1 pseudogene is annotated in these 290 nt (G+C 45.2%); it reads left to right on the forward strand.

The window, feature by feature from the left end:
* Positions 1-117: 117 nt before the first annotated feature.
* Positions 118-290: pseudogene (locus AAEY80_RS14425) on the forward strand (hypothetical protein); the annotation flags it as partial.

Here is a 290-nt window from a genome sequence, read left to right on the forward strand (position 1 = left end):
GGTCTAGGGCCTGTCACTAACGTTAACCGTTTCGGTATGACAACTGGAAATGCATTGGCTGGTACTTCAATCAACCTTACAGGTGTTACGGTAGCAAGTCCGTTTGGCATTACGAATCTAAATAGCACTGGGCTTTATGTTGTTGGTGGCCCAAGCGTTACCACTAACGGTATCAATGCTGGCAATAGAAAAATTGTGAATGTCGACGACGGTAGTAATGATAAAGACGCGGTGAACTTCGGTCAACTTAAAAACTTCTCTGCTGCTGCCAGAACCAAAGTCGTCAAAGG

Origin of the sequence: Psychrobacter sp. 78a-MNA-CIBAN-0178, from assembly GCF_040309625.1 — a bacterium.
GTDB lineage: Bacteria > Pseudomonadota > Gammaproteobacteria > Pseudomonadales > Moraxellaceae > Psychrobacter > Psychrobacter okhotskensis.